This window comes from Dyadobacter sp. 676, assembly GCF_040448675.1.
Lineage (GTDB): Bacteria > Bacteroidota > Bacteroidia > Cytophagales > Spirosomataceae > Dyadobacter.
Window position 1 is genome coordinate 3,589,912 of record NZ_CP159289.1, and the last position, 26,670, is coordinate 3,616,581.

General features: G+C 50.0%; 27 protein-coding genes. 4 read left to right on the forward strand and 23 right to left on the reverse strand.

What is annotated here, in order from left to right; translation table 11 throughout:
* Positions 1-189: 189 nt before the first annotated feature.
* Positions 190-1,647: an NADH-quinone oxidoreductase subunit N gene (locus ABV298_RS16155; RefSeq protein ID WP_353723071.1), complete on the reverse strand. Its 1,458-nt coding sequence runs from the start codon at positions 1,645-1,647 to the stop codon at positions 190-192.
* A 101-nt stretch (positions 1,648-1,748) separates the two neighbouring features.
* Between ABV298_RS16155 and ABV298_RS16160 the strand changes: the two genes are divergently transcribed.
* Positions 1,749-2,414, forward strand: a complete 666-nt coding sequence (locus ABV298_RS16160; RefSeq protein WP_353723072.1) for a hypothetical protein — start codon at positions 1,749-1,751, stop codon at positions 2,412-2,414.
* A 2-nt stretch (positions 2,415-2,416) separates the two neighbouring features.
* On the opposite strand, the gene ABV298_RS16165 is transcribed toward ABV298_RS16160, so the two are convergent.
* The 14 genes from ABV298_RS16165 to ABV298_RS16230 form a co-directional block, all read right to left on the reverse strand.
* Entirely contained in the window at positions 2,417-3,661 is a 1,245-nt protein-coding gene (locus ABV298_RS16165) for an alkaline phosphatase family protein (protein WP_353723073.1), read from the reverse strand.
* A 114-nt stretch (positions 3,662-3,775) separates the two neighbouring features.
* Positions 3,776-4,276 (reverse strand): hypothetical protein, encoded by a 501-nt coding sequence (locus ABV298_RS16170; RefSeq protein ID WP_353723074.1) that lies wholly within the window; start codon positions 4,274-4,276, stop codon positions 3,776-3,778.
* 13 nt (positions 4,277-4,289) lie between these two features.
* Complete coding sequence (gene ffh / locus ABV298_RS16175) at positions 4,290-5,612, reverse strand: signal recognition particle protein (protein WP_353723075.1); 1,323 nt, start codon at positions 5,610-5,612, stop codon at positions 4,290-4,292.
* Between the two features lie 118 nt (positions 5,613-5,730).
* Positions 5,731-6,543 (reverse strand): mechanosensitive ion channel domain-containing protein, encoded by an 813-nt coding sequence (locus ABV298_RS16180; protein WP_353723076.1) that lies wholly within the window; start codon positions 6,541-6,543, stop codon positions 5,731-5,733.
* Positions 6,544-6,759: 216 nt separating this feature from the next.
* Positions 6,760-7,089, reverse strand: a complete 330-nt coding sequence (locus tag ABV298_RS16185) for a DUF6787 family protein (protein WP_353723077.1) — start codon at positions 7,087-7,089, stop codon at positions 6,760-6,762.
* Between the two features lie 178 nt (positions 7,090-7,267).
* Positions 7,268-8,494, reverse strand: coding sequence for a PepSY domain-containing protein (locus tag ABV298_RS16190; protein WP_353723078.1), 1,227 nt, complete (start codon positions 8,492-8,494; stop codon positions 7,268-7,270).
* Positions 8,466-8,801, reverse strand: a complete 336-nt coding sequence (locus ABV298_RS16195) for a hypothetical protein (RefSeq protein WP_353723079.1) — start codon at positions 8,799-8,801, stop codon at positions 8,466-8,468. The genes ABV298_RS16190 and ABV298_RS16195 overlap by 29 nt, the downstream gene beginning before the upstream one ends.
* 6 nt (positions 8,802-8,807) lie before the next feature.
* Positions 8,808-11,153 carry a TonB-dependent receptor gene (locus ABV298_RS16200; RefSeq protein ID WP_353723080.1) on the reverse strand — a complete coding sequence of 782 codons (2,346 nt, stop codon included), beginning with the start codon at positions 11,151-11,153 and terminating at the stop codon, positions 8,808-8,810.
* A 35-nt stretch (positions 11,154-11,188) separates the two neighbouring features.
* A complete protein-coding gene (locus tag ABV298_RS16205; protein WP_353723196.1) occupies positions 11,189-11,575 on the reverse strand; it encodes a hypothetical protein in 387 nt (128 codons plus the stop codon).
* Between the two features lie 87 nt (positions 11,576-11,662).
* Positions 11,663-12,796, reverse strand: coding sequence for a cytochrome c peroxidase (locus tag ABV298_RS16210; RefSeq protein WP_353723081.1), 1,134 nt, complete (start codon positions 12,794-12,796; stop codon positions 11,663-11,665).
* Positions 12,797-12,816: 20 nt separating this feature from the next.
* Positions 12,817-13,644 (reverse strand): MbnP family protein, encoded by an 828-nt coding sequence (locus tag ABV298_RS16215; protein ID WP_353723082.1) that lies wholly within the window; start codon positions 13,642-13,644, stop codon positions 12,817-12,819.
* Between the two features lie 124 nt (positions 13,645-13,768).
* Entirely contained in the window at positions 13,769-14,164 is a 396-nt protein-coding gene (locus ABV298_RS16220; protein ID WP_353723083.1) for a hypothetical protein, read from the reverse strand.
* Positions 14,165-14,262: 98 nt separating this feature from the next.
* Positions 14,263-14,928, reverse strand: coding sequence for a hypothetical protein (locus ABV298_RS16225; protein ID WP_353723084.1), 666 nt, complete (start codon positions 14,926-14,928; stop codon positions 14,263-14,265).
* Positions 14,925-15,407: a hypothetical protein gene (locus ABV298_RS16230; RefSeq protein ID WP_353723085.1), complete on the reverse strand. Its 483-nt coding sequence runs from the start codon at positions 15,405-15,407 to the stop codon at positions 14,925-14,927. Before ABV298_RS16230 ends, ABV298_RS16225 begins: the two co-directional genes overlap by 4 nt.
* Positions 15,408-15,522: 115 nt before the next feature.
* Here ABV298_RS16230 and ABV298_RS16235 point away from each other — a divergent pair, with 115 nt between their 5' ends.
* From ABV298_RS16235 to ABV298_RS16245, 3 genes are all read left to right on the forward strand, one after another.
* Positions 15,523-16,131 carry a Uma2 family endonuclease gene (locus tag ABV298_RS16235; protein ID WP_353723086.1) on the forward strand — a complete coding sequence of 203 codons (609 nt, stop codon included), beginning with the start codon at positions 15,523-15,525 and terminating at the stop codon, positions 16,129-16,131.
* Positions 16,132-16,281: 150 nt separating this feature from the next.
* Complete coding sequence (locus ABV298_RS16240; protein WP_188938436.1) at positions 16,282-16,962, forward strand: MotA/TolQ/ExbB proton channel family protein; 681 nt, start codon at positions 16,282-16,284, stop codon at positions 16,960-16,962.
* 62 nt (positions 16,963-17,024) lie between these two features.
* A complete protein-coding gene (locus ABV298_RS16245) occupies positions 17,025-17,417 on the forward strand; it encodes a biopolymer transporter ExbD (protein ID WP_353723087.1) in 393 nt (130 codons plus the stop codon).
* A 72-nt stretch (positions 17,418-17,489) separates the two neighbouring features.
* Here the strand turns inward: ABV298_RS16245 and ABV298_RS16250 are convergent, their stop codons facing one another.
* The 8 genes from ABV298_RS16250 to ABV298_RS16285 form a co-directional block, all read right to left on the reverse strand.
* The gene (locus tag ABV298_RS16250; RefSeq protein WP_353723088.1) at positions 17,490-18,518 is read right to left on the reverse strand and encodes a Gfo/Idh/MocA family oxidoreductase; all 1,029 of its coding nucleotides are present in this window, start codon (positions 18,516-18,518) and stop codon (positions 17,490-17,492) included.
* A 172-nt stretch (positions 18,519-18,690) separates the two neighbouring features.
* A complete protein-coding gene (locus ABV298_RS16255) occupies positions 18,691-19,344 on the reverse strand; it encodes a TonB family protein (RefSeq protein WP_353723089.1) in 654 nt (217 codons plus the stop codon).
* Positions 19,345-19,348: 4 nt separating this feature from the next.
* Entirely contained in the window at positions 19,349-20,215 is an 867-nt protein-coding gene (locus ABV298_RS16260; RefSeq protein ID WP_353723090.1) for a M56 family metallopeptidase, read from the reverse strand.
* A 13-nt stretch (positions 20,216-20,228) separates the two neighbouring features.
* Positions 20,229-20,603 (reverse strand): BlaI/MecI/CopY family transcriptional regulator, encoded by a 375-nt coding sequence (locus tag ABV298_RS16265; RefSeq protein WP_353723091.1) that lies wholly within the window; start codon positions 20,601-20,603, stop codon positions 20,229-20,231.
* A gap of 411 nt (positions 20,604-21,014) precedes the next feature.
* Positions 21,015-22,454, reverse strand: coding sequence for a pyruvate kinase (gene pyk / locus ABV298_RS16270; RefSeq protein ID WP_353723092.1), 1,440 nt, complete (start codon positions 22,452-22,454; stop codon positions 21,015-21,017).
* 27 nt (positions 22,455-22,481) lie between these two features.
* On the reverse strand, positions 22,482-24,977 hold the full coding sequence (gene priA / locus ABV298_RS16275; protein ID WP_353723093.1) for a primosomal protein N': 2,496 nt from the start codon (positions 24,975-24,977) through the stop codon (positions 22,482-22,484).
* A gap of 42 nt (positions 24,978-25,019) precedes the next feature.
* Positions 25,020-25,565, reverse strand: coding sequence for an aminotransferase class IV (locus tag ABV298_RS16280; RefSeq protein ID WP_353723094.1), 546 nt, complete (start codon positions 25,563-25,565; stop codon positions 25,020-25,022).
* Positions 25,566-25,599: 34 nt separating this feature from the next.
* On the reverse strand, positions 25,600-26,604 hold the full coding sequence (locus tag ABV298_RS16285) for an aminodeoxychorismate synthase component I (protein WP_353723095.1): 1,005 nt from the start codon (positions 26,602-26,604) through the stop codon (positions 25,600-25,602).
* Positions 26,605-26,670 lie beyond the last annotated feature (66 nt).

Consider the following 26,670-nt stretch of genomic DNA (forward strand, 5'->3'; position numbering starts at 1 on the left):
GCGTAACCGATTCGAATTTATTAGTCGAAAACACTGGAAAATCAAACGAAAACATTTAGTAGGCCGTTGCCTGATTTGTCCAATGACCCGTTTCTTCTCAGAAAGGACAAAATGATGAAGGACATTCTGGAAAAAAGCCCTATTCCAAAGCACTTATTACCCAGAGAAAAGCGGAAGGAAAGTAGCCTCTCAAAACGACGAAATCCAGCGCGTCAGCCACTCGGGACTGAAAAATAGCATAAGCAGGGCTACGAGGAAAAGCCCGGCGACCAGTTTTCCGGAGGCACTGTTGTTGGTGCTGACCGCTTCTGCTCTGACAGTCCTGAAAAATAACAGATACGGCAAGCGCATATAATATGCAAGGGAAATAGCGGCGTTTAAGATCCCGCCTACAAGCAGCCACAGCATCCAGGTCAGTTCCTGGTCGTGGTAGCTTTCCCAGAGAGCCGAAAAAACAAGCAGCTTGGAGGTAAACCCGCCGGTGGGAGGTAAGCCAGCGAGAGCCACCATTACGATTGTGAGAATGCCCGAAATCCAGACATAACTGCGCCCGAGGCCTTCGTAATCTTTGAGTTCGGTTTCTTGCCTGGGTTGCAGCAGGTCAACCAGAAAGAAAGCAGCCAGGTTTATGATGAGATAGGCGGCGGTGTAGAAAACAGCTGCCTCGAAGCCAAAACGGCTGTATGCGGCAATCCCGACCAGCAGATAGCCGGCCTGCGCGATGGAGGAATAAGCCAGGAGGCGCCGCGCATTTTTCTGCCAAAGGGCTGCTACGTTACCGACAGTCATGCTGATCAGTGCGATCCCGCCGAGAACAGGGAAAAATTGGACCGGTAAAATGCCTGCCAGGCGCATAAGTACCAATACAACAGCCGCCTTGGGTGCTACCGAAAGAAACGATACCAAAGGCGTGGGCGCGGCTTCGTAAACGTCGGGCGTCCAGATATGGAACGGTACAAGCGAGAGCTTGAAGAGCAGTCCGGCGAGCGTTAGTACAATGGTGACCGTTACTACCAGATCGGAATTATTGCTCAGTCCGACGGTCAGGGCGTCGTCGGTAATATCGAGCGTACCGCTGAGGCCGTAGATCAGGGAAATGCCGTAGAGCATTACCGCCGAGCTGGCCGTTCCGAAGAGGAGGTATTTGATGCCGCCTTCCGCTGCCTTTTTGTAGGGCGACAATGCAACCAGCAGATAGGAGCTGATCGAAATAAGTTCGAGTGAAAGGTAAATCGACAGCAGATGAGTCGCCATCGTCAGCAAATGCAGGCCGGCCACGGCGGCGATCAGCAATGCATGGAATTCGGCGGGGAAATCGTATTTTAGAATCCGGACATGTAATAGCGTGAAAGCCCAGGCCATAGTAACCAGGATTTTAAAAAACACGGCCTGCCTGTCGAGAAAAAGCAACGGCTCGAACCGGTAGGAGGGTGCGGCATTCCATTGGCCTGCCACTAATACCAACGATACCAGGCTGCCCGCGAATGCCAGGTTCAACAGATAGGACGTAGCTTTTTCCTTGCCGAAGCGTTTGACGAAAATCAGTTCGGCGAGCAGGAACACACAGAAGAATACAGCCAGGAATAGCTCGGGGATAGTGCCGCCGAGGCTCTGGCGTATATGTTGAAGCTGATCGTTGATGTCCAAGAGAGCAGGTACAATTTTTGTGCAAAAGTACGGAAAGATGGCAGGGAATCCAGTCCTTCGGCTCCCAAACCTCGAACTTATCAAATTAACCAACTTAAATCATGAAATATCTGCTAAGAATTTTCGCGCTCGTATGTTGTATCGCGACTATCCAGGCACATGCACAGGATTCGACGGGCCTGGGAGGAACGCCTTATCAGGAAACCCAGCTGGCCGCCGGGGACAAGTCTCCGTACCTTCTGAAAGAATGGTATACGGGGGCAGTCAGGACAAGCGACGATCGCGTTCATGACGGCGTCCAGCTCCGGTATGACTACCAGAAAGACGAAATCGAATACAAGGCAGGCTCGGGACTCTACCGGGTCGCATCGGGTGTGAAGGAATTTACGATACCAAGCGGTGTCGATTTGTACACATTCCGAAGTGGCTATCCGCCTGTGGGTAACCTGACCGAAAAAAGCTTCTATCGCGTGCTTTACGATGGAAATACCAAACTTCTGAAGAGATATGCCAACCCCATTAAAGCAGAAAAAGCCAGCGCCACAAGGACTATGGACGCCGGCGCGAAACTCTATTTGTTGAAGGACGGAAAAATGAACCCTGTACAACTCAGTAATCGCAACAGTTTCCTGAAACTACTCGGCGACGAACGAAACAAATTGAATTACGTCATCAAAGAGCAACAACTGGATTTTGCCGGGGAAGACGACCTTGTACGGCTTTTGGAGGAATATGACTCCTACAAGGCCGGCCGGGGAGGCAACTAAACCTATTTTTCCACGATCCAGCGGTTCACACTGTTGTATTTTCCTTCGAGAACAATCTTGAAAAAGCCGGAAGGATATTTCGAAATATCTATTTCGGCTTTTTCGCTGGTCACATCCACTTCGTCCATCAGGTAATACAGGTCGCGACCGCCTTTTTCGAAATGATTTGTCGTGGCGAGCCAAATCTTCACCTTGCCTTCTTTTTCAACGGCTTTCCAGGAAATGGTGACTTTCCCCACCGATTTCTGCATGACTGGCGACATTACCGAAAGTTTGCCTGTAAATGCGACGCCATCTACTTCGAATGCCTGCTCTTTGGGAATGTGAATGTCCATATGCCGCGCCACGGTCGGGAAAATGTCGACTATCCCGGGCGTAGCCTTAAAGTTGGAATTCAAGTCCTTCGCATTGGTAACGATCCAGGTGCTTCGTTCGCGGTCGCTTTGGCCGCCGTGGCATTTGCCGGTTTTGGCGTCGCGGCCATGGTCGGTGGTGATTACCATGAGCCAATCCTCGTCGAAATTCTTTTCACGATAGCCGATGGATTTCCAAATCCGGCCCATTTGGTCGTCCATTATTCGAATGGCTTTATGAAACTGCTCGCTGTCGCCGTATTTATGACCCATATCGTCGGTGTATTCGAGGTAAACCCACGACATATCGGGGCCATTGTCGTGTATGTAAGTGGCCGCTTCGTCCACCACTTTTTCATCGATCCTGTGAATGTATTCGCTCTGTTTGTCGTGCTTGAAATGCACCGTATCCAGTTCGAAACCGTCGAAAGAATAATCGATTTGCAGTTTATCGGTTTGTAGGAGGTTGGTACCTACCAGCTTCGTACGATTATCGAGCCAGGTGGAAAAAATGGCGGTGCGTTTTTGTGAATATTGTTCTTCCAAAAAGCGGAAGAGCGTCCAGTAGTTATAGTTCGGGTCTTTAATATCATTATCCCAAACATTGTGCTTGTTCACCCAGGTGCCGGTCAGCAAGCTATTGTAACCCACGGCGGAGATCGTCGGTGTTTGCGAGTAGGTGCCTTTGCCGCCGCCTACGTATGCACGTGTGTAGCCACCCGCTTGTGCGATCGCGTCCAGGTGCGGCGTCGCGATTTTTTCCTTGCTGTCGCTGGAAATGCCGTCTACGATCACAAAGACGACTTTTCTGTTTTTAGCAGCCTGAGAAAGGGCATTTGGAGTAATGCCTGCGGCCAGCATCAGCCATAGCAGTAAGGAAAGGCGGGTTTTCATAAATTGAATGACTGTTTAATAAAAAAATCCCTCAAATAAACGGCAATTTCGCCGGATTTGAGGGATTCCCAGTACAAAGAAATTATTATCAAATCGTAATTTCTTCTCTGTCTTCTATGGACTTACCGTCTGCTCGGGTGCCGCGTCCGTTTTCTTTTTCTTGCCAAATGCATAAATCAATCCGAAATGGCTTTTGAGGACACCGCTATCGAATTTATCCTTGACATACGGGTTCAGTTCCAGGGCCAGTTGAATACGGCGGTTCATGGGCAGTGGTGCTATTCGTACGCCGAAATTGACCGAGTAGCCGTCAATTGTAATCAGGTCGGCATCGGCATCGGCGATGCGGTAGAGCGGATTAAGCCGTAGTCCTCCGCCGAGGTACCATTGTGCTACTTCGCCCCGCTTGAGGTTGATCATCGGAAGCAGGTCGATGCTCAGGCTGCTGAACAGCGAGTTGGTCTGCAAGCGCGTATCCAGCCAGATCGCCTTTTTCGCATTGGTGCTCACAGTCAGTAAACTGCTCCACGGATAGTAACCTACCGACGCCTGTGCCCGCGCTTTTTCAAGGCCGGGGAGGGTTACCAGCATCAGTACAAAAAGAACACGTTTCATCGTGGAATGGTTGTTAGCGGCGCATTGCTTTACCGAGTTTCCCGGCGGCCTGCATGGTATTCATTTTTTTCATCATCTTCCGCATTTCATCAAATTGTTTGATCAGGTTGTTGACTTGCAGAATGGTGGTGCCGCTACCTGCCGCAATGCGCTTTTTACGGCTTCCGTCGATGATATCGGGGTTTTCGCGTTCCTTTTTGGTCATCGACTGGATAATTGCCTCGATCGGTTTGAACGACTCATTATCGATATCGAGGTTTTTCACTGCGGCGCCCATACCGGGAATCATACCGATGAGATCTTTTACGTTACCCATCTTTTTGATCTGTTGCAACTGGCCCAGGAAGTCGTCGAAGTCGAATTTGTTCTGGCGCATTTTGGCGTTGATGCGCTTTGCTTCGTCTTCGTCGAACGCCTGCTGGGCACGTTCGACAAGGGAAATCACGTCGCCCATGCCGAGGATGCGGCTTGCCATACGATCGGGATAGAAGGAGTCGAGCGCCTCCATTTTCTCCCCGGTACTGATGTATTTGATCGGTTTCTCCACCACCTGGCGGATCGAAAGCGCCGCACCGCCTCGGGCGTCACCGTCGAGCTTGGTCAGAACGACCCCGTCGAAATCGAGTCTTTCATTAAACGTTTTGGCCGTATTCACCGCGTCCTGACCCGTCATGGAGTCGACCACAAAGAGGATTTCCGAGGGTTTTACGGCGGTTTTAATGTCCTGTACCTCCTGCATCATTACTTCGTCCACCGCCAAACGGCCCGCCGTATCGACGATCACGATTTTCTTACCTACTTTTCTCGCGTGCGCAACCGCATTCTGGGCGATGCTGACCGCATTCTTATTCTCGGGTTCCGCGTATACTTCCACGCCGATCTGCTCGCCGAGCACTTTCAGCTGGTCGATCGCCGCGGGGCGGTACACGTCGCAGGCGGTAAGAAGAACCTGGCGGCCTTGTTTTTTGAGCAACGAGGCGAGTTTTCCGGAGAAAGTCGTTTTACCGGAGCCCTGCAAACCGGCAATCAGGATCACGGCCGGATCGCCCTTGATATTGATCCCTTCGGCCTGGCCGCCCATGAGCTCGGTCAGTTCTTCCTGCACGATTTTGACGAACATCTGCCCCGGTTCAACAGAGATCAGAATTTTCCTGTCGATGGCCTTGTCGCGGATGCGGTCGGTAATTTCTTTGGCTACCTTGAAGTTAACGTCGGCATCGACCAGCGCTTTGCGTACTTCCTTGGTGGTGGCGGCTACATTTATATCGGATATCCTGTCCTTTCCTTTTAGTGTGCGAAAGGCATTGTTGAGTTTGTCCTGTAAGTTTTCAAACATGGAATAATATCTATGAATCTGAACCTGAATTTGAAATAAAACACAAAGGTATAAATAAAATGAGGAGTACGGGAAGGTAAGTCCCATACTCCTCACTATTAGATTGCGCCGGGCGGTATTATTGCTTTACGGCAACGCTTAACTCGGCTGGCTTCGGGGCCTGGATGCCATCCAGTGCGAACTGGCGGCTGATGCCTTCGTGTACGTCGTAATAAGTTTCCCAATAAGTCGCGCTGGGCGTCCAAACACGTACATCGAAGAAAATGGCGTTTTCAGTCAGCTTGGTGACCAAAATATCGTGTTGAACGTCTTTCAGGGCAGTAGGGCAGGCATCGATCGCTTTTTGCACGGAAGCCCTGATTTTATCCACACCATTCTGGCTTCCCGCTGCGAAAACCATATCGACCCGGATTTTGCCTTTTCCGGAGATATTCGTAATAGGGGAAGTAGAAAGTGCGCCGTTCGGTAGAATAATGGTTTTATTGTCGGGTGTTACAAGTATCGTGTTAAAAATCTGCACTCCTTCCACGGTGCCGGTGAAGCCCTGCGCGCTGATCAGGTCGCCCACGCGATAGGGCTTGAAAATCAGGATCAGGACACCGCCCGCAAAATTTGCGAGACTTCCCTGCAATGCCAGGCCTACGGCCAGACCCGCCGCACCGAGTACTGCCACAAAAGAGGATGTTTCGATACCTACAATGCCCGCGATGCTCAGCAGCAGCATAACATTGAGCAGGACGACGATCAGAGAGCTCAGGAACGGCTGTACATCACGGTCGACCTTGCGTTTTTCCATGACGTTGCTCAGCATCGAACTGATTTTCCCGACGATGAGCCTGCCGATGATAAATGCGACAATGGCTAATACGATTTTGCCGCCGTAGAGCGTGACCAGCGGCCAGATCTGCGCCTTGATAATGTCAAAATCCATGTGTTGCAGAGGTTTTGGTGGTAAGATGTGTGAAAAGTTGACGGGCATTTGAGTGCCTTCCGGTTGCAAAGTCATTTATTCCCGGGATATTAGCAATCGGAAAGCGTAAAATGTTTCGTAGAAATTCATCGGCATGTTATAGTAGTATCATGAAAAAAGGGTGAGCGATGACTGGTTACCATCTGCTCACCCTCTTGTGTATACTTTGAAAGTCGTTTATTTTTTGAACCTGGCGGCAATCCAGCGGAACATTTTCTTTTCCTTTTCCCAGAAAAAAGAGAACTGGCCCAGCAGAAAACCATACAATAGCAATAAACTCTGGTAAGTCGGGAAAATGAAGAGGATGTAGGTAATGGTTTTTAGCCACATCGGCGTCGCGTCGTCATAACCCAGGAGGTAGAAAAGCCCTTTTCGAAGCCACACCACCGTAGAGCCCGACAAGCTGAAAACCGCGAGTACCAATAAAACCTGCCTGGTTGTTTCCAATCCCCATTTTTCCTGCATTTTGCCCAACCAGGGCTGTGCATTCTTTTCTCCGCTTTGCATATATGTACTGTATTGACTGCAACTGAATTTCCTGCAAAGAAACAACGCGGATCGCAAAAATCCTTGGTTTTAATAAAGGTTTAATGGCTGAATTCGTGAAAGGCGTACGCGGCATGCCGGGGTGACGATTGTCCGAAAACCGCGACCCCGGTAGCCATCTCCGCCATGTGTCATTCAGCTATTTAATCTTTAAAAACACCAGCAGTCCCAGCACACTTACAATCAAAACGCTCGCTGCGGCGGCAGTCATCACACCGTCGCGTGCGTTTTTGCCGAGAAAATCCAGTCCGCTGTATTTATGGAAAAATGCGAAACTGAAACCTTCGCGCCGATCGTGGTCTTCCACCTTCGCCGCAAGGCGGCCTGTGGTCGTTTCAATATAGTAAGTGGTATGTTGAGGCGTGTCGTACGCCAGTTTTACTACCGGCAGCCGCTTGTTCACAAAGCCGTATTCCCCCGCGAAAGTGGTTACCAGCGAGGCTTTCTCAACTTCTGCGTCCGAAATAGGCGATGAGATTTGCGCTTCCATCAGGTCGCAGCAGCTTTCCGCATTGCGTGCTTCCTGCGCGGCAAACTTGCGTGCCAGGTACTTCGCGAAACGGATGTTGCCGTCGTCGAGCTTTTGGCCGTCACGAATATTTATGTAATCCACGATGGTTTTATCGGTTTCCCAGTCTTTCCGCACGGTTTGCCAGAAAATATTTTTGCCCCATTTGATCAGGCCGATGTTGGAAACGCCTTTGAGGTCGATCATCGACGCCTGTGCGATTTCCTCGGTTTTGATCACCGGATCGTAAATGTATTTCTGCCGCTGGTCGGGATCGAGCTTTTGAACGGCATGGTAGGCACCCGAGAATGCAAATGCGAATGTGAAAATGCTGCACCAGATGCCGATTGAGCGGTGGTATTTGCGCAGCATGCCGCGCCGGTTGCCCGAACGGCCGGTTTTAAATTTTTTCCACATTAACCCGTACACCATTACACCGGCGACGGCCGATAGAATAATGAGACTCAGAAACGCGACCATTACCGCAATGCGGACTGTGTTGTTGGCGATCATATCCATAAAGCCCCAGTTATGGAACGTGCTGAACACCCGGATGAAAGCCTTGCGTCCCCTGTCGTTGAACGTGGCAAAACGGCTTTGGCCGGTTTCAACGTAAATATCCATTTCGCGATCGTCGTCGAAGCTGATTTTCCAGACCGGTAAAAAGCGATTGACATATTTGTACTGATCGGTGAATTCCGTCAGTAATGTGCTCGAAATGATCATCGACTCCGGCTCGCCAAGCATATAGCGTGCCATGTGTTCGGCATATATGCGATCGCCGTCGGGTAGTTCAAGGCCAGTGGCGGTGTTGAAATACCTTAATTTATCATCCACACCTTTCCTGATACCAGGCATTTTCTTGAAATCTGACCAACCTGAAATTCTTGAATTCCGTGATCCTGTTTCGGGTTAATACCTGCCCGGGCGATAATATTACGGCGGCAGACTGCACCGGTTCGGCTTTAAAGGATTCGTGGGCAATGGCCGTTTTAAACCAATGCGACATGAACGGGTGCATTACGCCGGACGCTGTCCAAAAAATCGTCGGTACGAGCGCCAGCAAGCCCAGCCAGCGATGCCAGCGGTAAATGTTCCTGCGGATAGTCTTTTTCGCTTTCGCCCTGAACGACTCTTTCGGTTTAATAGCGATTTCCTCTATCATAATCTGCTACTTTTTACCGGTGAATGTATACTGAACGCCGAAAACGAACGTGCGTGGTGCGGCCGCATTGTACGTGGTGCGGTCGGTGGCATTGTTACCGCGTGTGGCATTGGTGGCATACAGCACATCGGTCAGGTTCATGACATTGCCGAACAACTCGATGCCCTTCCAGTTATAACCAAGCCGTAAGTTCAGGATATCGTAACCTTCGTATCTGACGGTATTGACCTGATTTTGGTAGTAGGAAGCCACGTGCTGCCATTCTACCGAAGAGCGGAAGTTTTTAAACCATTTGGGATAATAGCTGAATTCGGTGTTCCACAGCCAGCGTGGCGACGACGGCATGTCCTTGCCGTTTACATTTTTTATAGCATCGGATTCACGGCTGCTTAAAATGAATTCTTCATATCGGTGAATGGCCGTGGTTCCGCCGAAGCGGAAGAAAAACTCCTTCGTCGGTTTATAGGTGATTCCGAATTCGGCCCCACGATGCAACGTCTTTCCAGCCGACTGATAATCGTAGGAATTATCCGGCAGCCTCACATTCAGCAACTCGTTCCTTCCATTCATTTGATAGAATGCCAGGTCGATATAAATTTTGTTGTCGAGCAACGAGGCCCAGCCGCCGATTTCCGCATTGTTAAATTCCGCCGGTTTCAGATTGTAGTAAAACAAATCGCCGTTTTCAGCCGGTACCGCGCGTTTGCGGAATACCGACGTCAGCCCGGGCGGCGAGAAACCTCTCGAATAGTTGGCATAAATCCCTTTTCCCTTGCCCAAATCATAAGTAGCGCCGATTTTCGGGGTAACCTTGCTGTAAGACTTACCGCCCGAGGTGCTATCGAGAAAGTTGTTGTAGGTAAATGACATCCGGTCGTAACGCAAGCCAGCCGAAACGCGGAGCTTCGGTAACAATTCGAAATCATATTGTGCATAAGCGGCCGTATTTTTGATGTCGGCGTCATAATCCGCATTTTTGATGTCGGGACGCTCCTTGATGATGGTATACTTTTCCACCGACTTTTTATCCGCCCGCAGCTGCGCGGCGAGGTCGATCTGATAGGACCAGTAATCGGATGGCGAAAAGTCAAAAACAGCGCCGGTGATCAGTTTGGAGTTCAGGAAATCGAATTTCTGGCTATGCTGGGTAAGTATGCCGAGGCTTTTGAAGTTGCTGGAATTGATCTCGCCCCTGGCAGTTTCCTGGCCGGTCGTCCAGCGGATGCCGTAATTCGGATTTTGGCCGTGCTCATTTTTTCTTGCAAATGCGGTTATGAAAGTCTGTGAGCCGTTTTTCCAGTCTTTTTCGAGCGTAAGCCGGCTGCGCAGCGAGCTCACTTTGCGGTAGGTAAAATCGGTGGTGCTCACATATTGGCGGGAGTAAAATGCGAGGCTGTCCACGCTACCGCTGGTTTGCGAGTCGTATTTGCTGTAAGCCAGGGTATAAATAAGCCTCGTCGATGGCGAGAAGTGATATTCCATTCGCGCATTGATCGCGTTCTTATCATAATCTGAGCTTTTCATCCAGGCATCGCGCTGGTTGGCCACGAAGCCGCCCACGTACGCGCCGAACTTGCCAGCCATGCCGCCGGCGCCATACTGAATGCGTTTGTAGCCCCACTGGTCGGCCTGGACGCCAATTTTGGCGGTCGGCAAGATCGTGGGCCGTTGGGTAATGAAATTGATCGCGCCGCCCACAGCCTCCGGACCGTAAATGGAAGAGACCGGGCCTTTCACGACCTCGACCGAGCTGACCGCGAACTGGTTGAATTCGAGAATAGAATTGTGATTAAAAACGCCCATCGGACGGACGGGAACGCCATCCTCCATATAAAGGAAATAGGCATTGGTCGTAAACGGCTGGCGGATCGCCATCGAATGCTGCTCGTTGCCCAGGTTCACCATCATTACGCCGGGCACCTTGTTCACGATTTCGTACATGGCGGTAGGTTTGGCCTCGTCGATCATCCGCGGTGTGAGTTTGGAAATGGCGATCGGGCTTTCCGTACGCAAAGTGGCCTCCCGGTTACCGGTTACCACTACGGATTGCAGGTTTTCTGACGCGGCATCCAGCCCTATTTTAATGTTCTTACCACCATCGAGATGCACTTCTTTCGCCGAAAATCCAACGCTGGAAATGCGGAGTACGGCGTTGGGAACCGGGCTATTGAATGCGAAATGCCCATTATTGTCGGTAGTGGTGCCGAGGTTGGCGGAGACGATCTGCACGGTTGCGCCGGGAATGGGTTCCTTGGTTTGGGAATCAAATACATTGCCCTCGATGCCCTGCGCGACGGCCGCACGCGTGCATATATACAGGAATAGCGCCTGTAAAAATATTTTCAGGTTCATTGTGATGCTTTAAGAGATTGAAATTCAGTCAGGTATTATGAATTCGATCTCCTGGGCGGGCGCAGCGGTTTGCCGGTTGGCGCTGAATAGAAAGATAACTGATGGAAGAAGCGGACCGGTTCGCGGAATTCTGTGGCTTGCGGTTCAAAATAGTAAAAGCAGGGTTGCGGTGTAAAGAGCTGGATTACAGGAGTGTTGTGCACTTTTTCGGAAGTTTCCTTATCCTGTTTTTCCTGCTGCTGCCTGAGTTTTTTGGCCAGATAACACTTGCCGTCGCAATGCAGCTCGGGGCGTTTCCTGTTTTCACAAAGCACCTTGGCGATATATTCCCGGTTCAGTTTAAAATACGCGATCGTCCCCCACGGGCTGAGCGTAGGAAGCATGATAGCTGCGAGCAGTATGTAGGCTATAACGGAGCGCATATTTTTTACTTCGGCTTTCGACAGTCGGCCGTCGGCTTTTTTGTTCAAACGAAGGTTTGACTGCCGACGGCCGATTGCCGAAGTACTTTAAAACGATGTCCCGACGCCGGGATCGGAAAAACGTTTGTCTTTGATAAAATCGTCGTCATTCAGTGTTTTCAGAAAGGCAATGATCGATTGCTTTTCTGCGCTTGTCAGGCTGATCCCACGTTTCCGGCCGGCTACATTCAGCAGCGGGTCGAGCGTCGGTGAAACATAAATGCTGTCCTTGCTGCCCGGCTTATCGTTGGCATAATGGTCGAGCACCTGCTCCAGTGTCGTGAAACGGCCATCGTGCATGTAGGGGGCCGTCAAGCCCACGTTCCGCAGGCTCGGCACCTTGAATTTCAGCCGGTCGTCGTCGTTCAATGTAATGGCATATCTGCCCTGGTCGTTGATTCGGTTGGGCGTCAGACCGTTATTCCTGAATTTCTGGTCCGTAAAAAGTTCTCCGGCATGGCAGGAGGCGCATTTTTGTTTAAAAATCGATAATCCATCCTTCTCCTGAGCGGTTAGCGCAGAAGCGTCGCCTCTTACAAAATAATCGTACCTGGACGTGGCCGAAACCATCGTCATCATAAACTGGGACAGCGCCTGCATCATCCGGTCGGCGGTAATGCTGTCGCTACCGAATGCCGCTTTGAACATCTTAGGGTAATCTACTTGCTTGGCGGCGCCTGCTACCGGCGTTTTTTTTAGCTTTTCGATCACATTACCGATCCGCTCGTCCATCTCAACCTTGTTTTGAATGGGTACGGGCGGCACCATGTCCAGCTCATGCACGCCGCCGTCCCAAAAGAAGGAAGTATTCCAGGCCATATTCTGTACCGAAGGCGCATTTCGTGTGCCGATCTTGTCATCCACACCATGGCTCAGGTCGTGGCCGTGATGTGTGAATGCAGCCTGCTGCTGATGACATGTACCGCAACCGATATTGTCCGTTCTTGAAAGTATACCATCGTAAAACAGAAACTTTCCGAGCTCGACGCCTTCGACCGTCAGTGGATTTCTGGATAAATCATAAACCGGATCAGGGAAATACGACGGTTTTGTCCATTGCAGAGGCGTAGGCGAACTGCCCGGCGGCCTGGGTTCCGGCTCGTCGGTGCCGCTTTTCTTGCAGGAAACCGCCAGTGCCAGTAATACCACCCAAAAGCTCAATATGCCTGTAACCTTCCTCATTTCGCCTCTGAACGCGATATTTAATTGATTTTGATTTCCTTGACACTAAACATATCGGCGTAATTGTCGGCGACATACTTCGAAGAGTCGGAAAACATAATCCCGGAGCTTTTCCGGATACTTAACTGCGTAGGGCCATTGAAAATTTTCAGAATATCGGCCTGGATATGCACATTGGAGACAATGCTCGTCGTGACGATCGCCTTCTGACCGGGGAAAGTCAGTTTGATGGTTTTGAGGTTGTTGAGCGTTTTTTCCGTTCTGCCACCGAAACCGCCTATGTGGTAATAGTACTTGCCGTTGGAAGTTGTTGCCGAATCGGAATAACCTTCTAGCATCAGAAAAATGTAGCCTGGGTTCCAGTCCCAATACATGGCTTCCTCATTGGTAGGGCCCTTATCCTTGTCGAGAATGCCTTTGCGCCCGGGCTCGGACGGGTCCATTACGCTGCGCAGGCTATCCACGCCCACTACGAACTCGATGCCGGTATAGTCGCCGGTCAACACATTGCGGATTGTCAGTTTTTGCGATTCCGGATGCGCCTCACGGATCAGGAAATAGCTCGAATCCTGCGGGACCGTGAACACGCTGCCGTCCATCCGGATCAATTTGATGTTCGAAATATAGTAGTTCAGCTTGCTGACCGTAAAGTCCTCGCCTGCGGCGTTGAGGTATCTGGCGCTGTCGAGCTGCAAATCCTGGCTACCTACCATGTTATCGAATTGCAGTTGAATGGTGCCGGTTTCAATGGGATCGGTATTGTCCTTCTCGTCCGGAAATGAGCAGGAGACCATCAGCAACCCCGACATGAACGCCCATGCAGACAGAAATGAAAATGTTCTTTTCATGATCTATGTTTTGTAAGAATAACAGCTCCATACCGCCATTGGCCGACGATCGAGCCGGCAAAAATTGCAAAGAGATTTTGTTCTGACCAAGGACAGAACGTAAACGGGGTGATTTATGCTAAAATTAAACGAGCGGAGGATGAAAAATATCGTCCGCCGCGATTCGTGGCGTGAAGGATGATGTAATCGGGAAGCCGGTTCGGGGCAATAACCCGACGGTAACCGGTTGTCGAGTAAAGAAAAAATCAACGCGCTGGTCCATCGCCTGGTCGATCAGCCTGGACAGGTAATTTTTTTCGGCCTGCCGTTTTTCCTGCTCGTCAAGCGAGGCGATGCGTTTGGCGAGGTAACATTTGCCATTGCAATGCATCTGCGGCCGGTTTTTATTTTCGCAGAAATTAGCGGCGATGTATTCGCGTCTGATTTCGTAATCCAGATACAACAAAGGGATCACCCATACTTTGATGAGCATCAGACCCAGCAGGCTGAGGGATATCCATTGTTTTGCAGAATTTCTCACAATCTCAGAAACGAACAAACCGGTGGAAATGGTGTTTCGGGGCAAAGGTAATGATGAATACGTAGAAAAATGTCGAAATGTTGAACCTTTCCCGCGTTTTAACGGATTTTGTAGTGGATTTGCATCGACAAACCGCCCGAATACAAGAAGCGGTTGTTGACTCCCTCCGGTGTGTAGCCGAACCCGGGAAAATACTGAACATAGGTATCAGCAGCCGTTCTCCGGCCCATTATATTTCGGAAAGTTAAACGAAGGAGCCAGTCTTTTGCCAATTTGAAATCAAACCCGAAATAGCCTTCGAAGCCTAATGCGATATTGTTTATTTCCCTGAATCCACCTTCGTAATCTCCAAACGTCGGGCCCTTAAAACGATACTTGCCTTTGTATCCGGCAATGGCAATGACCGGGCCATAGCCGGCATAGAGGATTCTGCGTGTGCTTCGCATTCGCCTTACCTCATATGCGGCGCGTAGATATGTGCCCCTGAATGACTGCGAAGGATTGAAATCGGAATGTTGGCGCGTGGAGCCATTTGCAAAGCCCGCTCCGAGGTACAATCGCCGGCCAGGCTTCTTCAAATCGAGGAGGTAATAGGGTTCTATAATGGTGGTATTGCGAATGTAATAGTCCTTGGGCAAGACGAATGAGGGCAGGCTGTTGATCACGTCGAGGCCAATGTAGGAGGCCCTGCTGGCAAGTGTGTCCTGCGCTTGTGCGGTGAAGCAGGCGTTTATAAAAACGATAAATATAGCCAATCCCTTCATGGCTCGACCCGGATTGAGATTCCAGCGCCAGGTCCGGCATTTGTCCAGGATTGCCTGCCGGGCGTAACGTAGGTGTCGTAGTAAATGTTTGTTTTGCTGAAAGTGGAATAATATTGCCTGGCGGTGGCCGGTTCTCGCGCATCGGTAATAAAACCGCAGCCGCCCTTATACCGGAATATGCGCTGATAGTAAATGGAGAGCGTGTCGGTGCGTTCGGCGAACCGGAAAACGTAAGTGGTGGTGTCGGAGACGAGTGAAATAGGCAGGGTAATCGGGTAGTGGAGTCCCGACGAAAGGTCTTTCAATTGCTGATCGATCGCCTCTTGGCTCACTGCATTCAAAGCATAAACCGAATCCAGTTTCAGCGAATCACCCTGGAAGTAAACCATTGCCGACAGTTCCGCCTGCGGGCCGCAATCGATGCAGCTTTGGGCACCGATTATCGACAAAATAAGGACAATGGGTAGAAGTTGTTTCATCGAAATGGTCCGGGAGGTTTAGATAACCGGTAGACACATTTTTCTGACATAACGTTGCCGCCGCAGGATAATCGCCATTTTTTAGCGCATTGGATTTGAATCAATAAAGGTATATTTGAGAAAAATACACACTATGGCATTGGCACAGGCATTGGCACTTTCACAACCGACCATGTACTCAGAAGAGGAATATCTCCGCCTTGAAAACGACGCCTTTGAAAAGAGCGAGTACTTTCAGGGGCAGATTATCAAAATGGCCGGGGCAGCACCGAATCACACCAGGGTTAAGGAAAATGTAATCGGAGAAATTTATCCGGCTTTGAAAAAGAACAAATCCTGCCGGAGCTCTTCGAGCGAGCAGCGGATTCACATACCTGCCAATTCGCTTTACACCTATCCTGACATTATCATCGTTTGCGGGCCGAACAAGTTTTCAAAACTGGATCGTATCACGATCATTAACCCATCGGTGATTATTGAAATTCTTTCTCCATCTACCGAGTATGACCGCGGACTGAAATTCAAATTGTACCGCGACATCGAAACCTTACAGGAATATGTGACGATAGACTCCCGGAAAGCCGACGCACAGGTTTTCCGCCGGATGCCCGATAATCAGTGGATATTGGCCGACGACGCATTCTCCCTAACCGAAACAATTACCATCAAACCATTGGTGCGACGCTGCAAATGGCCGACCTTTATGACGGTACCGAGAATGTAAGCAGTCTCTTACCCCCACCCGAAGAGTAATTTTCCTATATTTGCCCTTTGAACAATAAGGGGCTTTTCGCTCCGTTTAAGATCAAAATTGTTTTTTGAATAGAATCGACCTCTGTTTCATTCGCTTAACCATTCACTTTTTATTTCTGATATGATGCTTCTGCAAGCACTTACTGACTCTACTGCGGCCGCACCCGTCGCTGAGCAGGGCCTTTCTGTAATCGATCTGCTCGCCAAAGGGGGGTGGGTAATGTTGCCGCTCGGATTGTTGTTCCTGGCCACGTTGTTCCTCATTATCGAACGTTTCCTGGGAATCGGCGCCAATGGTAAGATCGAGCCGCAATTTGTGGATAATGTGAAGGATTTTATTCAGCAGGGAAACCTGAAATCGGCGGAGTCGCTTTGCAGAAACCAGCGTAACGCCGCCGGCCGCATTCTCGAAAGGGCTATCGGCCGCATCGGTTACCCGATTAAAGACATTGAAACAACGATTGAAAATGCCAGCCAGATCGAAATCCAGCGCATGGAAGGCAACCTGCCGTATCTTGGAGTGATAGCGGGTATCGCGCCGATGCTCGGGTTCGTGGGTACGATTTCCGGTATTATCCGTATTTTCTACGATATTTCGATTTCCAACGACTTCAATATCAGCACCATTGCGGGTGGTATGTATGAAAAAATGATCACTTCCGGTTCCGGTCTGATCATCGGTTTGATTGCCTATGCGGGTTACCACTTGCTGAACATGAAAATCGACCGTTTCGCATTGCGCCTGCAAATGGCGGCATCCGATTTTCTGGATGTGCTTCAAAAGCCTGTTGCGGCAAAATAGATATTTATGGATTGGGGAGCTTCAACACTCGCCGAACCTGACAACCCATTACATTTTCCAATATGAAAATACGTCGGAAGAGCCGGTTTGCCCCGGAGGTGTTTACGCACTCGCTCAACGATATCATGTTCTTCCTGCTGTTGTTCTTTTTGATCATCTCGACGATGTCCAATCCGAACGTGATCAAACTGATGCTGCCGAAAGCATCGGCCACGCAGCAGATGTATAAGAAGCAAATCACCTTGTCGGTCGATGAGAATAAGGCCTATTTTATCGATAAAGAGCCCATTCCGTTTGATCGCCTCGAAGCTGAATTACAGAATATCTTTGCCAATGTGGAAGAACGCACCGTTGTGCTGCGCGTGGATAAGAATCTTGCCGTGCAGGACCTCGTGGATGTGCTCGAAATCGGTGCGAAGAACGACATTAAAATGGTGATGGCTACGGCTAAATAATTGGAGAGAAAGGGCGAGGGAGTAAGGATGAAAGGGTTTGAAGGTCTTGATCTTCAAACCCTTTTTCTGTTTCTACCGGTTGTCGGCGCTTTGGTAGATTTGTTCTACGATAGATTGTAGAACGGCGCCCTGCGCCGCATCGCAGATATTGGCAGGTTTCCCTTCACAAAGATCCAGGAATGCGATGGTGTTTTGCAGCTGGATATCGACGTGGCCCAGATGCGGAAAACGAATGTCGGCGAGTTCGCCGGCCATTTCGGTGTGTACCGAGAACGGGAAGAGTTTTGCACCGCCTTTTGTCCCGAATACTTCCAGATTGACCGTTTCCTCCTGCTCCATATTCAGCGCAAACGACGTGGACAGCATTATACTCACATTGTCAGGAAACGACAAGTGGGCAAAGCACGCGTCTTCGACTTCAAAGCGGACCGGGTCCCATTCGCCTTTAAGGCCCTTCCCGCCGGTTCTCCCAATAAAATCGTAAATGTTGGCTACAACGCGGTCGGGATGCCGGTAGCCGGTTAAACCCAGCGCCAGGTCGAGCATATGAATGCCGAGGTCGATCATCGCACCGCCTCCCTGGATGGTTTTGTTGGTAAAATTACCCCAACCGGGGATGCCGCGGCGGCGGAGATAGTACGCTTTAATGTGGTAAATGTCCCCGAGATGGCCCAGCCGATGACAGTTTTTCAATGTGGTGTACTCCGGCGCGTGTCGACGCTGAAAATTGTATGCGAGCGTTAACCCTTTCTTTTGGGCCAGATCGGCCATTTCACACGCTTCGCTGGCATTCATACCCGGTGGTTTTTCACACAAGACGTGGCAGCCGTTTTCCAGCGCCTGCACGGTAAGCGGGTAATGCAGGTTATTGGCCGTGCAGTTGATGACAATGTCGGGCTTGCCTTCGCTCCGGTACATTTCATCGGGATTGTCGTAGGCAAATGGGACGCCGTACTTGCCGGCCAATGCCTGGGCCTTGTGAATATCGCGGCTGCATATGGAAACGGCTTTGACGCGGTCAGCCAGTTTGGCTAATGCCGGGAGGTGATTCTTGTCGGCAATATGCCCGCCACCGATAATGGCGGCTTTAAGGATGGCCATGGATTTGGAAGGATAAGTGTTTTACACTTCCAAATATCAGCAATTATTCGTTTGGTGCGCCCGAATCACCGGTCGGGGAGGGCTCCCGGGTGCGGTGGGTAAAATGCTTTCAAAGCAAAAGCCAACGGCGGGGTAAAGAAAGCGCCATTGACTTTTGCCACATAGCAGAGCGCTATTTGCTTTTGGTACTGATGGAAATTACTCCATTGACACCTCTCGAACCATAGAGTTTGGTGGCTTCATCTCCTTTCAGAACGTTGACGCTTTCGATGGTGTTCGGGTCTATTGTTTTGATCAAATCGCCGTTTTCCAATGTTTCGCCATTCAGTATATATAGCGGCTGGTTTTCCACGCTAAAAGGCCCTGATGTGCCGCGAATTGTAATTTTGGTATCGGATGGCTGCGGATCAAATGCCTGAGCGACCGGATTGAAACCTACAACCGTTGTCTCTTTGCCGGTAGTTGTGTCCTCGCCTTCTTCAGCCAGCATGAAGTTGATGGGAACAGTGTATTTTACATTGACGGCTTTTCCGTTCTGCTTGCCGGGAGTCCATTTCGGAAATTTGGAAACCACACGGGCCGCTTCTTCATCGCAGCCGTGGCCGATACCTTTTAGGATCGTTACATCTTTGATGTCGCCATCCGAGGTGATCGTAAAGTTGACGAAAACTTTCCCCTGTACATTGGCTTTGACTGCGGCTGTCGGATATTTGATATTCTGGCCCAGAAACCTGAACATTTCCGTATTCCCGCCGGGGTATTCCGGTTGTACCTCCACTTCCGTGAAAACGGGGTCGTTGCCTGCCGTTTCGGATTTGGTTTTCACAACTTCATTTTCCTTCGAAACCTGGCTTTCGCAGCCGGCGACAAAAAAGTGCGCTGGCCCCGATCAGTGTTGCGGCAACCACGTAGGTGCCCAGCATCCATTTGGATGTACGGTTCTTGTAGATCATCTGAATACGGTTTTTTAATTGAGATGGTTTGAAAAAGTGGTTGGTCAGCGACGCGGCGGGTGCATTCAGCGCATATGCGACGAGAAATCGCGCATAATATTCACGGTTAGCGGCTTGCGCGTCGGCCAGATACTCGTGGATTTCCTGCAATGACCGCTTGTACAATGGCAGCACCGGGTGAAACCAGAAGACGGTCCGTATGATTTCAATCAGCAAGATATCGAGGCTGTGCCGTTGCCGGGTATGGACCATTTCGTGCCGCAAAATAGCGTCGAAATGGTTTTCGTAGTCATTGCGGTTGATAACGATCCATTTCAGGAACGAGAACGAACCCACCCGGTTCGAGTCGATCAGGATCACCGAGCAGTCTTCCAGTTCGATCAGTTCGCCCGAGCGGAGGTATTTCACCAGTTGCGTCATATTACGGGCCAGTTGCGCTACCGACACGAGTAACCCCGCGGCATAGACCGCCGTCAGAATTTCCATCCACGTCCATGTCCGGGAGGCTTCGGGAGTTTCCTTTATGACTGCGAATGCAGAGGCGTTCACCTCATATATCGCCGGAAGCTCGGGTGCGGAGGCGGGATAGATCACTTCCGGGAGCGCGAAAGCGATCAAAAGCGAGCCGATCAGGTACCAGCGGTTCCATTGGAAGAACGTGTGCTTCCGCAGCATCAGCCAATAACAGAGATATAGCAACACCCAGTAAAGGCTCACTTTGCCGATGTATAGTAGCGTTTCCATGACTAACAGTGGTTTACTGGTCGTTTTTATGTTGGTTAATCAGCTTCATGATCTCGTCCAGCTCCTTGGTATCGAGGTTGTTATCTTTCACAAAGAATGAGACCAGGTTAGGTAGAGAATTGTCGAAATAATTGGCCATAAGCTGTTTCATCTCGTGGCGCTTGTATTCTTCTTCGGAAATGAGCGGATAGTACTCGTGCGTTTTTCCATACGCATTGTATCCTACCACCTCTTTCTTTTCGAGAATGCGGACGATCGTCGACACAGTATTATACGCGGGCTTCGGCTCCGGCATTTCGGCAAGGATGTCTTTCACAAATGCTTTTTTCAATTGCCAGAGAATCCTCATGACCTCTTCCTCGGCCCTTGTCAGGTTTCTTACTTCCATGTTGTTCTTCGTTAAAATGGGTTATTAATGATGCTTGTTTCAAAGGTATGACTATTTTATTAGTTTCAAAACTATTTTATTAGTTATTTCAAAAAATAAAAATACCACATCGAAGCGTGGTATTTCTGGTGATAAATGGTTGAAAGTGTTTTTACTTATATCTGCGTGCGAAGGTATTCATACCGTAGGGCTCTATTTCGAGCGTTATTTGAGCATATTTTCATCGACCGGCAGCTTATGCTTTCGAAAACCATGATATCGCCTGTCACTAGATTCCTAATGTTGACAAAAAGAGGTGGCTGCTTGCAACTGTTTTTCTTCCATTGGTAGCACCTGTTTTGCAAAAGGTATAAATGCAGAAAAGCAGCCTATTGCCCGGCTGCTTTTCCAAACTGTATTTGTTCGTGATGGTTACTCTACCACGCTCAACTTCACGGTGTTCGTTTTGCGTTGTCTCGAAACCGGCATGCTCAATGTATTGATGAACACGTCGCCTTTCTGCAATTCGCCTTTTTCAACGAGGAAAGTTTTGATATCCTCGATGAGGTCGTCGGTTGAAACGCCTTGGTCGCGGTCATAGTAGAACACTTTTGTTCCCCAATAAAGCGCCAGTTGGTTCATCAGCATTCTGTTTGACGTGAATATCAACAGGTTCGCTTTCGGGCGGTGGTGCGACAGGCGGAACGAGGTGTAGCCTGAACGGGTGATACCGATGATAGCCGCAGCTTGTGTGTCGCGGGCCAGACGGCATGCGCTCATTACGACATTGTCGTTGAGCTTGTAAGCGCCCGGCGTGTCGTTAACAGCCGCGTGGTGTTTAAAATAAATACTTTTGCTGGACGCCTCCACTTTCTCGATTGTGCGGCTCATGCTCTCCACGGCCAGGATCGGATATTTGCCGGATGCGGTTTCAGCCGAAAGCATCACGGCGTCGGCGCCGTCGAGTACCGAGTTGGCTACGTCGTTCAGTTCGGCGCGGGTCGCGCGGGGGCTTTCGATCATCGACTCCAACATTTGAGTTGCCACGATGACGGGCTTGCCGGCACGGTTACATTTCTCAACGATCATTTTCTGGATCATCGGAACTTCTTCCGCAGGAAGCTCAACGCCAAGGTCGCCGCGGGCCACCATGATACCGTCGGTTGCCTCGATGATCTCGTCGATATTCAGGATTGCCTCCGGCTTCTCGATTTTGGCGACTACACGGGCATGCTTGCCTTTGTTGGCAATGTATTCCTTCACTTTCGCGATTTCTTCGGCCGTACGCACGAACGACAATGCGATCCATTCTACGTTGTTTTCCAGGCCGAAGTCCAGGTCTTCATAGTCCTTGGGCGTAACGGAAGGCATCGAAACCTTCGTATTGGGCAGGTTAACACCTTTTTTGGATTTCAGATAACCGCCGTAGATAACCTCCGTGATCACATCCGTTCCTTCGATGCCGGTAACGAGCACTTCCAGTTTACCATCGTCCATCAACACGCGGTCACCGATCTTTACATCATTGTACATTCCGTCATAAGGCGTGCTCACTTTCTCGGCGGTACCCAGCACTTCGGTATTGGAAAGGATCAGTTTCTTGCCTGGTTCGAGCAGAACGCCGTCTTTTTCGGCAACGAGACCAATACGGATTTTAGGGCCTTGCAAATCCTGAAGAATAGCCAGGTTAAGGCCGTGCTCTTCGTTGATCTCGCGGATATTGGTGAGTCTTTGCAGGTGGTCGGCGTGGGTGCCGTGAGAGAAGTTGAGGCGGAACACGTTCACTCCCGCTTTGGCCAATGCATATAATGTTTCTTTCGATTCCGAGGCAGGGCCTACGGTTGCAACAATTCTGGTTTTTTTGGAAGACATAAAGTTAATGTGCAGTAAATGATGTTTTTATAAACAGTCCACGTCGATCACGACCTGGATGCTTTTTAGCGTCTTGTCAGTAAGAGTGTCAATTACTTTTTCCTGTATAAATGACTTTGCCGCCTTAAAATTAATCTTTTCTCGTTCAAGTTTGATGAGAATATCGAACAAAAACTGATTTCTTACTCTTTCGACCAGGGGCGGCTGCGGTCCCAGAACCCTGCTGGCGCCCAAATGAGCGGTCAGTTTTTCGGCAAGCACTTTGGCCGCGCGGTGGGCCGTTCCCTCGTCGATATGCTTCACGGTAACCTTGATGAGCCGGGTAAATGGCGGATAGCTGAACTTCTCCCGCTCGGCGATCTCCGTCTCGTACATGCCCTCGTAATCGTTATTGATGATCTTTTCGAGCAAGGGTTGTGAAGGGTTGGCGGTTTGTATCAAAACCTTCCCGGGCTTGTCGGCCCGCCTGCCTGCCCGCCCGCTCACCTGCGTGAGCATCTGGAATGCCCGTTCCGAAGCGCGGAATTCGGGGAAGTGGATCATCCGGTCGGCATCGAAAATGCCGACAACGCTCACATTGTCAAAGTCCAGGCCCTTGCTGACCATCTGGGTCCCCACCAGTATGTCGATGCCGCCCTCTTCAAAATCCGAAATGATTTGCTGATAGGCATTCTTCGCACGGGTGGTATCGAGGTCCATGCGCTGCACGCGGGCCTCGGGATACATTACATTGATTTCCTCTTCAATCTTTTCCGTGCCATATCCCATGGTTTTCACTTTGGGCGAGCCGCAATGCGGGCATGTCCGCGGAACTTCCTCCTTATGCCCGCAATAATGGCAGCGTAGTTCGCGCGCTTTCATGTGGTAGGTAAGGCTCACGTCGCAGTTGGCACATTCCGAAATCCAGTTGCATTCCTCGCATTGCAGATAAGGCGAGTAGCCGCGGCGGTTCTGGAAAAGAATGGTTTGTTCCTTGTTTTTAAGGTTGTATTCCAAATGGCTGAGCAGCACGGAAGAAAACTCGTTTTTCATCTGCTTCTGCCGCTTCTCCTTCTTGGTATCGATCAGCTCGAAACGCGGCAATGCCGCATTGCCGAAACGCTGTTTCATCTGCACCAGCCCATATCGGCCATTTCGCGCATGGAAATAGCTTTCCAGGGAAGGCGTCGCCGAGCCGAGCAGCGTTTTGCCTTTGTGCATGTACGACATGATTACCGCCACGTCGCGTGCATTGTAGCGCGGGGCCGGGTCGTGCTGCTTGTAGGAAGTTTCATGCTCCTCGTCGACGATAATTAAACCAAGGTTATCAAATGGCAGGAAAATCGCCGACCGTACGCCAACCACAAACTGAAACTTTCCATCCAGAATGCCTTTCCAAACTTCGACGCGTTCATTATCCGAGAATTTGGAGTGGTAGATACCCATTACATCGCCAAAAACTTTCCTTAACCGGACTACTATTTGCGTTGTCAATGCGATTTCCGGAAGCAGGAATAGTACCTGCGAACCGCTTTCGAGCGCCTGCTTGACAAGCTCGATATACACCTCGGTCTTTCCGCTGCCGGTAATGCCGTGCAACAGCACCACTTCCTTCTCCCTGAAAAGCTCGTGGATTTGCCGTGTCGCTTCTTTTTGTGTTTCTGTGAGCGTAATGGCTCCCATATTACCCGTCGGAATTTCGTCGAAGCGGGAGACAAATATCTCGAACTGCTCGAAGACGCCTTTTTTAATAAGAGTATTCAAAGAAGCATCCGAAAGGGTATCGTCCTGGCTGAATACCGATTTATCCAAACCCTTATAATTCAGCTCCGGATTATTATAAACCGGAATAAAACTGAGGTATTTCATAAGGATTTCCTGCTGCTTCGGCGTTTTGTCGAGGTCGCTGGCGAGTTTTGAAAGCGCTTCGTTGGTGATGTAAGCGGCCGTCAGCCTGATTTTCTTTACAACCTTGGGTTTGTAGCGCTCTTTTACTTCCTCATACAAAATCACCGCCCGCTTTCCGACCAGTGATTTTATAATCGAGGTTATATTCGACTTTTGCAAAAGCCTTTCCACTTCCTCGTAAGAAAGCGTCTGGTGCTTTCTGATCTCGTCCAAAATAATGCGTTCCTGATCTGTCAGAAGTTCCTCATATTCAAATTCAGGATTTAACTGAATGCGCGACTGGCTGGTGATTTTCAACCCGGCGGGCAATGCGACGTTCATCACCTCGCCGATATTGCAGAGATAATATTCGGCCACCCACGCAAAAAGCTCGAGCTGGTGCTGCGTAACGATCGGCTGCTCATCCAGCAGTTCGAGAATGTATTTTGCCTGGTATTTAACCGGCGGATTCGCGTGCAGCTGCGCTACTACGGCTGTAATGACCCTCTTTTGGCCGAACTGTACAATCACCCGCGCCCCGATTTTGATCAGCGAAGCCATTTCCCTCGGAACCCGGTACGTAAACAGGCTGGGAATGGGTACGGGCAGGATCAGATCGGCAAAAAGAGTGATTTCTTCCTCGAATAAGGAGGTCATTGGTTCAATGCGTTAATTCGGGCGCAAGTTCGCAATTTGTGGTCAAGCAATCAACGAAACATCGAGGGTAGCGGCGTGCGCCCAGTCTGCCATCGCATTGAAAAGCCGTATCCGGCTGAATGCCGGAATGTCGCTTTCACGGATTTCGGCTGGCCTGATAATGCCCTCATCAAGCAGGAACGCGCGTTGCGTGCCCGGCAGGAGTGGGCTCGCGGGTGTGAGCCAGTAGTTGCCGTCGAAGAATGCGACGTTGCAAAAGTTGGAATCGGTTACCAATCCCTTTTTAATAATCAATATCTCGTCTGCGTCGCCGCGCTGCGCGTAAAGCGCATTCAGCGTATCGCGATTATCGTACTTATATCGGTAATCGATTTCATCGTGATACACCCGCTGGATTTTGCCTATTGTGCGGCGGTAATAGGGCTCCCATCTGATGTTATCGATGCCCTTATTGTAAGCTACACGGCATTTGTGCATGCTTTCATCGACCCAATCCGGTATTTCGAGCAGCGCATTCAAATCCCAGATGTCGTCATAGCCCCACAACTCACGCCGTGTTTTGTTCAGGCGCGCGTTGTGATATGGCAAACTTTTCAATTGTCGGTTTTCAACGCAGATCGTTTCAAAGCACAGCATGCGGAACGTAGCTAAATGGGAGATAAACTTTGTCAATCACTTCCTGATATTCACTTTTTGCATTGCTCAATGCCGTAATGCCGCCGCCGCTTTTGAAAACCAGTCCGTTATCCTGCTGCTCGATGAACCGGATCATTACTGCGCTTTCAAAGTTTTGTCCATCGAAATAACCCATCACGCCAGTGTAATAACCACGATTATATTGTTCGGCATCCTGAATGATTTCCAGGGTGCGTGGTTTCGGAGCGCCGGTAATGGAACCCGCGGGCAACAGTTTTTTCAAAAGATCACCGTATTGGCCGTTGAAAGTGGTCGGCAGGGTGCCCGCTATTTCGGAGCTTACCTGTAAAAGCGTTTTGTCAAAAGTCTGAATGCGATCGATATAGCGGTAGCGCTCCACCCAAACCTTTTCCGCCACCATACTGATATCGTTCCTTATCAAATCCACAATTGTGGCGTGCTCGGCGGCTTCCTTGAAATCGGAGAGGATCACCTGCTCCGCATCCGGGACAGAGGCGTCGATGGTACCTTTCATCGGAAACGAAGCAATGCGGTTGCCCCGGATGCGGACGAATATCTCAGGGGAGAAACAAACGAACTGGTCGCCGAAAAGCAACCGGTAGGGCGCGTCGCTGTGCAGGAATATCTGTTTGAGTGTCAGGTTGGTCTCAATCGGGGTCGGCACCGAAAGGTTTACCAAAAATGAATTGCCGGCATTCAAATGGCCCAGTACGCAGTCGAATTTTGGTTGGTATTCTTCAAATGCAGGCGGATGTTTTTCGAATCGGATGTGCTCGGGCAACTCGTCGCGAAGTCCGGCATTGCAATTGGAAAAACCATTCAGGCTGAAAAGAATCCCGTCCGGGATGACTTCGTCGAGCTTCCACGCTTGCGGTTTTTGGAATTGATAGTCCACCAAAAAAAAGAACGGGGTTTTTGCTTTGCCCCATTCATTCAGTTTTTTCGTAAAGTCCCCGGCCGCGTTTTCCAAGCTAAAATGTGGTATTATCAGACTTCCTGAACAGTTGGCTAATTTACAAAGTTCAGAAACCAATAG